Here is a 6,477-nt window from a genome sequence, read left to right on the forward strand (position 1 = left end):
ATTGTAAATATTACTTTGGGCATTGCGGCGTTGTTTCAATCCCTGAAAGGGATTATTAATAATTGTTAGTCAATTAAATCTTTTGTTTCATCACCGGAGTTGAGTTTCAATCCCTGAAAGGGATTATTAATAATTGTTAGTTCATTACTACACAGCAAATCTTCAATATCTTCAGTTTCAATCCCTGAAAGGGATTATTAATAATTGTTAGTAATATGTGGATACAAACTTGTCACATCAAACTTATAGTTTCAATCCCTGAAAGGGATTATTAATAATTGTTAGTCACTAGACATCACAAACTAACTCCTTTTCTTCTTTGTTTCAATCCCTGAAAGGGATTATTAATAATTGTTAGATTTCGGTGTTTTGTGTATCTATGGAAGGAGGTATTTGTTTCAATCCCTGAAAGGGATTATTAATAATTGTTAGAGCTTGGCACCCAGACTGTTGCTGTATTCGGTTTTCAAGGTGCTGTTCCGCGAACCTAAAGTAAAGATAGCGTTCTAGGGATCGATGTGTCAAGAAGTGCATAGGACAAAATACCTGAAATAATTATATGACAAAGGTTTCAGAGTTTCCGCGAACCTCATAAATATGTAAAATGCTTTAAAGTCTTGCTCAATAAGTGTTTCAGCCATAAATCTGAATGAGGCTTAAAAAACACCCAGTGGTTCGCGGTACTGCTTGAAAAATCAGTATATCTATATTATATACGGTGCCTACGAGGAAACGTGACAACAAGCAAGTCGGCTCATTACCTTCCCGCACGCTCTCTATCAATGTAACTGGTTTCAGAACTGTGGTACCATTTTTGGCGAGAATATTTTTCTCCTATGTAGCACACAGGTTCTAAACCACCAGGAATAGCATATGCAGAACGACCACCACAAACAGAGTAATTAATAGCTCTATCATAAGGACAATCACAACTACGCTGACCACTAGGGCGATTTTCATTCGTGAAAGGAATCCTTAAGCGACATGGTTCTCCCCCAGAGGGAACGTCCCTACACAAAAACATTGCTGTTACAGCAGGTTGAGCAATTTTGATTGTGATACTTAAAAATAAAATAACAAGTAAAAATATAATTATATTTCTTAGCAGGCGCCCAAGCGAATTGAAAAAATTAGATACTTGGCGGTGAATGTTCCAAAACCAAACAAATATACTTTCTTTAACAGAGTTAGTAGTTTGGGATGCTTGTGTTTCTACTTTTTGCCTAGCTTCAGATACTTGGGCTTCTAATGATTCTTTTGCATTGGATACTTGATTTTCAATTAATTCCTTAGCTGTAGATACTTGTGGGATATTATTATCGCTCTTATCAGTTGGATTATTGCCTTTAGAGTACTTGCTTACCGTACTCAACAAGCTTCTGAGCATACTTACTTTTATTTTACTACCTGGTATTGTTTAACTCTCGTAAGTACAATTTTTATTGTGCATTCGGTAGTATAAGTTTTTGCTTATAGCCTTTATTAGAAAATACAAAAAATAATTTACATGACTACTCTTGACGTTTTAAGTACAAGCTTTTATACTTCTCCTTGTTGTGTTCTTAGAAGTGCTAATTGCTCACTTCATGTTGTAATTGCCATGAAGAACACATAATGGGTGATGTGTAGTTAATTGTTCGGCGCCTTCACAGATACAATTACAATGCTAAGAGTAACGGTTGTTGAAGCATTTGTAGGCGCCCAATAATTATACTTTTATTATATAGCGGTTTCAGTAGCCTAGTTTTGTAATATTTTTTACTATTTATTTGAATATTACACCGTATATATTACTAAATTTGTATGTGAGTCCGGCGTATACTAAGCGTACATATGAAATTGTTCACAATTGTAGACAGGCGCCAACATTACAATTTAATTACTATAAACCTTGATGCCCAGTTCAAAGTTTTCTATTTGCCACCCGGTCGTTTATCAGCCGCACGCTCACCGCATCTTCTACCTGCTGAATCCAGTTGGTACGAATAGTCGCAGTTACCACCGCTACTTGAGACATTTCCGACACTGGTATTAGTAACGGTGGCGCCGACTGGTTGTGTAACAGGTGTAACTTGTCCGCACATCCTCATCAAGTCAAGCTTTAAGCTACCATCCGTAACCATGTAGCAGTTAGGAGTTTCAGGGCTTTTAATTATTGGATAACCGTACTTCTGTTGTGCAAGTACAGGACTGGAAGCAGCTAGAACTAGAAAACCGACAAACAATTTTGTAAACCGTTGCATAATTTAAAAGAGTTGTAATATTTCTCTGTTCTAGCTTTGATAATGATTCACATACAAGGCGCCGGCACGTATCTTTATCAAATATAGGTAATTCTTCATGTTCAGTTGATTAGGCGCAAATACTATTTAAGGATTTATAAATAGGCACCGATTGCTGAAGAGAGTTTCAAGGAAAATCTTGCAACCTATTTATATAATCACCAAACAACTTCTTCCCAAGCGTCAGCCTCATAAGAAATTTGTGCTTGATGGGCTAATCGTACTTTTTCATATATACTTAAATCATCCGAAAGAACATTGCTATAATTATCTATGTCCATAAACTTTGTATTTTTTATGTTATTAACTAAAAAAGAAAATATTGTTACACAGTTTGATTCTAGCTCTTTATATCTACTTTTTTTTAAACCTTTGAGAACTAGTGATTCAAGATACAAGGACGGAAAATTGAGATTATGTAGCTCTCGCCATATTTTAATAAGTTTAACCTCTGATGTCCGAAAAGAATCTTGTACATAGTTAGTATGCTTAGATAAATCTGTTTTGATATAAGAATTAGTTTTTGTTTTATAAATAATGTGCCTATCTCTAGATTGAGAGTCCTGACAGGCTGGGATTAAGTTAAATTTACAATTATCAACTATAACACCAATTGATATATTCTTGTTGTAAGGATTATACCCAGCGTTGATTAAATGATTATATAGTGAATTCTGTATTTCAGGGAGTGTCTCAGAATTTAGAGAATTTAAAGATAATAAAATATCAATTTCAAAGTTTAATGATATTGCTGTTCCTTTCAGAAAAGAACCACACAATTTTGCATGGTTTAAATTTCCATCTGTCCATTTATTAATTAATTCTTGAATTTTCGTTAATACTTGTATATAATCATTTCTATCTACAGAATATTTTTTAATTATTTTGTTAAGATATTTATTAGACATAAATTTGTTTTTCTAACACAACTGCTTTTAACTGAAGGTGCCGATTATTATAAATATCTAGATACTTAAATGTCTAAGTACTTGGATAGGCACCAACACTATATATTTACCTAGCATTCTTCGGCGCCACTTACCACTCATTGTATATATTTCTTATAGTTTTCAATCTTACTAGCTAACCTAGAAGCTAAAAACTCGCTTGCATCCTTCAAACTGTCGTAAATATAAATAGCTTCTTCTCTGTATTGAATAATTTTATCTTGCTTCCAGTAATGTGGTGGCGCCTGTAAATTGGTAATCCTGTCAGCAAGTTTGACCATCCATATTAGGAGTGGTTGTTCTTTTATCCTTTGTAAGCTATCTGACATCTGTAGGTGTTTCGGTAAATTATTATCCTTTGTCAATGCCTGCACACCGCTGGCTACAGACAAACCGAACTCAGCTTCTAATTGTTCAAATGTTACATCAGTATCTTCTATGGTGTCGTGTAAAATTGCACATTGAACCGCCAAGTCGCCATTACATTGCTCTATACTTAAGGCAGCGATTATTTCCATGCTTACAAAGCTTAAATGCATTATGTAGGATATTTCCGTACCTGGATATAATTGCCCTTGATGCGCTCTAGCAGCGAACTTATAAGCTTTAATGAAACTTTCCTGTGACCAATTTAAATTCATAGAGACAGGCGCCTGTTTAAATCTTCTTCCATAAGTATAAACTAAATATTCTATGCTATCTTTTATACTTATATAATGATATTTGGCTTGTAACCAAGCCGATATTAGTCTTTGGTGATTAGAGCAAAAAATAATAGTATTATCTCAATGTGGGATATATTAGTTACCTGCTTTAAAATACCCCGCATGAGTCGAACAGTTATAGAGACAGTTACAAACATCAATGGTTATATGTTGATGGTGTTTTATACGCCTGCTCACTCTTGGCAATTCAGAATATTGAGTCAGGACGGCGCCGTATATGGTGAGAAGAAGACTTATTATTCAGCGCGCGCGGCAGAAAGTACAGGCAGGAAGTGGTTAGAGCAAATAGGATAATTCGCTTTTGACGTTTTATGTATTAGCCTTTATGCTGTTAGTTGAGTGCTAATTGCTTCGTATAATTGCCACTCGTCTACGTAGTATATGGTAGTAAAATCAATTGTTCTGCGTCTATAAATATACTTCTTAGTTCATCTGTAGGCGCCCAATAATTATACTCATTTTGTTATTTAGATGAATCAAAATAATAGGTGCCAGTTTAATATTGCAAAAAGGGTGTATATTATACATACCCTCTTACAACCTGTCTGGATAATTAAAAAAAAGGATGTACCATGTACATCCTCTTATTAATGGTGTGAAATTATTAGGTTAGATTTTAAATATTTGCACCACTAGTAATAGTATCAAGCGTTTGTAAAAATACCATTTAAAACGATTTGCTCAGGTGACATATCAAAAGCCATTCGTTGAGAGATTACTCTCCAAGTAGTGGCGCCAACTACACCGTCAGGAGTTATATTATTAGCTTTTTGAAATTTGATGACACCAGCTTGAGTATTAGCGCCGAACACACCATCAATTGTAGTAATACCATAATCGGTGTCAGAATTGTACAATAAACCTTGAATATTTCTAACTTCCTGACCTGTTGAACCTTGTTTTAGTACTGGTCGCTTTGCTACCCAAACATCTTGTTCAATAGCAGCTTCAGTCTGATAACCAACAATACCATCAGCACTTAAATTCTTAGCTTTTTGATACTTAATAACAGCATCCTTAGTCTTGGCGCCAAATACACCATCAACGGCGCCTGTATAATACTTGAGAATAGTCAAATCTTGTTGTAGATTACGAACAGCGGCGCCAGTTGAACCAACTTGAAGAGTAGCAAATGTAGTAGGCATATTAGTTATTGTTTAATGTAGTTGCTTACACCAATGTCTACATGGAAGGTTTCGAGAGTTACGGAAACAATCTGAATATTTTTCTACATTCTGTTAGATTTATAAAAGTGGATATAAGTATGTGATTTACGGATATAGGCGCCGTTGATCAAAATCACCAATTAGCAATTACATACAGCCTAATTGATTTATGGCATCACTAATTAGTACATAAAGCCTTTAATTCTTTTAATATATCCGGTGGCGTGTTAGGATTTTTAGCTATCGCACGCAGAATACTTTTTGATTTTTCATATTGCGGCGGCATTTCTTTCAAGCATGGGTCAGCTTCATACATCCAGTACAAGAATTCTGATTTTTCTTTTACTGCTAACTCTCGAATAACTTCTGCTGGTGTATTTTCATCTAATACTACTTCCATATTGTTGCTCTATTGAACGGCGCCGTGATAATGATACACGAACAGGCACCACTCGCTACCTTTGGATATGAATAAATTTTATCTGAATTTAATAACTATGTAGCAATCATGTCAATATATAAGTCACGGCACCTATTATATATAGTCCTCACCACAAAGCTACATAATAACAAGCGCCTAACTTTAGTATTAAATTGTAGAACAACACCAAGATAAATAGGGAACACACAAGCCAGTAGATTGAAGGCGCCTGATATTTCTGTAATAGCAAGCAATAAGTTTTATGTACATCTATATAGATAGTAGATATTTAGACAGGCGCCTTAAATTCACTTCTATTTAGCAGCGATGGACTGACCAGCTTTGCTGAATATCTCTTGAAAGTTGGTAACGGAACCAGTGTAGCTACCACCGGGACCTGCGAAGGTTTGTTGACCTACAGCCAAATTCTTCTGTGAAAAAGTGTTACCTGCATCTGATGTAAAACCACCGACATCACCTAATGTAATAGCCAAGCCACCTGCAACAGTATCAAGTTCATCGATGGATAGTTCAACTGCATTGGTGTTAATTTCGTTAGTCATTGTTTTATCTCCGTTAATATAACCGTTATGTTTGTTTGAAGCAGTGTTCTTTTGCTGCTATGTGTACATAATAGGAATTTAGGTTAGTTAAATACATCGGAATAAAGTTTGGATTGTGATTGATTATTTCTCCAACTATTCATGGTCATACTTTGGTTGGATAAGGCGCCTGTTTTCCTGCTTTATATCTATGATATGGCAGGTGCCATTTCTCATAGATACCTAAGTACTTGAATACTTGGGTATTTGAAAATTACAGGCACCTGTTCAGCATCGCATATACTAATATATAGTTTTATATTCATGTGTATATGCTTTCAGGCGCCGCTCTACGCAAAACATCTACTGGTTATGAGTTCTCATCAGAATACGC

Annotated in this window: 8 protein-coding genes and 1 CRISPR repeat array; of the genes, 1 reads left to right on the forward strand and 7 read right to left on the reverse strand. The window is 35.2% G+C overall.

The features are described 5' to 3' along the window. The first annotated feature begins 31 nt into the window (after positions 1 to 31). A CRISPR array of direct repeats spans positions 32 to 433; the repeat unit is 39 nt; unit sequence AGTTTCAATCCCTGAAAGGGATTATTAATAATTGTTAGT. A gap of 324 nt (positions 434 to 757) precedes the next feature. From AC2JBO_RS40290 to AC2JBO_RS40305, 4 genes are all read right to left on the reverse strand, one after another. After that, positions 758 to 1,387: a hypothetical protein gene (locus tag AC2JBO_RS40290; RefSeq protein WP_496959243.1), complete on the reverse strand. Its 630-nt coding sequence runs from the start codon at positions 1,385 to 1,387 to the stop codon at positions 758 to 760. A gap of 526 nt (positions 1,388 to 1,913) precedes the next feature. Then, positions 1,914 to 2,243, reverse strand: coding sequence for a hypothetical protein (locus AC2JBO_RS40295; protein ID WP_496959244.1), 330 nt, complete (start codon positions 2,241 to 2,243; stop codon positions 1,914 to 1,916). 197 nt (positions 2,244 to 2,440) lie between these two features. Next, positions 2,441 to 3,190: a nucleotidyltransferase family protein gene (locus AC2JBO_RS40300; protein ID WP_496959245.1), complete on the reverse strand. Its 750-nt coding sequence runs from the start codon at positions 3,188 to 3,190 to the stop codon at positions 2,441 to 2,443. A gap of 137 nt (positions 3,191 to 3,327) precedes the next feature. Beyond that, positions 3,328 to 3,870 carry an HD domain-containing protein gene (locus tag AC2JBO_RS40305; protein WP_496959246.1) on the reverse strand — a complete coding sequence of 181 codons (543 nt, stop codon included), beginning with the start codon at positions 3,868 to 3,870 and terminating at the stop codon, positions 3,328 to 3,330. A 186-nt stretch (positions 3,871 to 4,056) separates the two neighbouring features. On the opposite strand from AC2JBO_RS40305, the gene AC2JBO_RS40310 reads away from it, so the two are divergent. Beyond that, positions 4,057 to 4,248: a hypothetical protein gene (locus tag AC2JBO_RS40310; RefSeq protein ID WP_496959247.1), complete on the forward strand. Its 192-nt coding sequence runs from the start codon at positions 4,057 to 4,059 to the stop codon at positions 4,246 to 4,248. A 350-nt stretch (positions 4,249 to 4,598) separates the two neighbouring features. Here the strand turns inward: AC2JBO_RS40310 and AC2JBO_RS40315 are convergent, their stop codons facing one another. From AC2JBO_RS40315 to AC2JBO_RS40325, 3 genes are all read right to left on the reverse strand, one after another. Continuing rightward, positions 4,599 to 5,099: a peptidoglycan-binding domain-containing protein gene (locus AC2JBO_RS40315; protein WP_496959248.1), complete on the reverse strand. Its 501-nt coding sequence runs from the start codon at positions 5,097 to 5,099 to the stop codon at positions 4,599 to 4,601. A gap of 199 nt (positions 5,100 to 5,298) precedes the next feature. Further along, entirely contained in the window at positions 5,299 to 5,520 is a 222-nt protein-coding gene (locus tag AC2JBO_RS40320; RefSeq protein WP_496959249.1) for a hypothetical protein, read from the reverse strand. 335 nt (positions 5,521 to 5,855) lie between these two features. Then, entirely contained in the window at positions 5,856 to 6,104 is a 249-nt protein-coding gene (locus AC2JBO_RS40325) for a CTB family bacteriocin (RefSeq protein ID WP_496959250.1), read from the reverse strand. Positions 6,105 to 6,477 lie beyond the last annotated feature (373 nt).

This window comes from Calothrix sp. CBUCES-K 9914, assembly GCF_059640475.1.

Excerpts from the sequence above, each read along its gene's own strand:
- AC2JBO_RS40295 (WP_496959244.1), bottom strand. The coding sequence starts at position 2,243 with ATGCAACGGTTTACAAAATTGTTTGTCGGTTTTCTAGTTCTAGCTGCT.
- AC2JBO_RS40305 (WP_496959246.1), bottom strand. The coding sequence starts at position 3,870 with ATGAATTTAAATTGGTCACAGGAAAGTTTCATTAAAGCTTATAAGTTC.
- AC2JBO_RS40290 (WP_496959243.1), bottom strand. The coding sequence starts at position 1,387 with ATGCTCAGAAGCTTGTTGAGTACGGTAAGCAAGTACTCTAAAGGCAAT.
- AC2JBO_RS40325 (WP_496959250.1), bottom strand. The coding sequence starts at position 6,104 with ATGACTAACGAAATTAACACCAATGCAGTTGAACTATCCATCGATGAA.
- AC2JBO_RS40320 (WP_496959249.1), bottom strand. The coding sequence starts at position 5,520 with ATGGAAGTAGTATTAGATGAAAATACACCAGCAGAAGTTATTCGAGAG.
- AC2JBO_RS40310 (WP_496959247.1), top strand. The coding sequence starts at position 4,057 with ATGAGTCGAACAGTTATAGAGACAGTTACAAACATCAATGGTTATATG.
- AC2JBO_RS40300 (WP_496959245.1), bottom strand. The coding sequence starts at position 3,190 with ATGTCTAATAAATATCTTAACAAAATAATTAAAAAATATTCTGTAGAT.
- AC2JBO_RS40315 (WP_496959248.1), bottom strand. The coding sequence starts at position 5,099 with ATGCCTACTACATTTGCTACTCTTCAAGTTGGTTCAACTGGCGCCGCT.